1 protein-coding gene is annotated in these 230 nt (G+C 63.0%); it reads right to left on the bottom strand.

All coding sequences use genetic code 11. From position 1 onward, the window contains the following. Positions 1-126: FAD/NAD(P)-binding protein (locus SB754_RS23315; RefSeq protein WP_410784608.1), on the bottom strand; the 126-nt coding region annotated here is incomplete at its 3' end. Between the last annotated feature and the right edge of the window lie 104 nt (positions 127-230).

Here is a 230-nt window from a genome sequence, read left to right as displayed (position 1 = left end):
CTCCGTGTCATCGATGAGGGTGATGTCGACGGGCGAGTCGTCGTCGAGGTTCGCGAGGATCCGCTCGACGAGCAGCACCCCGCGCGGGCCGCCGCCGATGATAGCGATATCGGTGCGGGAAGTCACCCGACCATTCTGCCCGGATCCGATGTCAGTGGTTCGGCATAGCCTTGATACATGGAAACGACACGCAGCGTGCGGCCCTTCGAGGTCATCAGCGAGTATGAGCC

Origin of the sequence: Leifsonia sp. SIMBA_070 (genome assembly GCF_046534635.1) — a bacterium.
In the GTDB taxonomy this organism is placed as follows: domain Bacteria; phylum Actinomycetota; class Actinomycetes; order Actinomycetales; family Microbacteriaceae; genus Leifsonia.
Note: the sequence above shows the minus strand (reverse complement) of the source record. Positions and strands in the feature narration are given on the sequence as shown.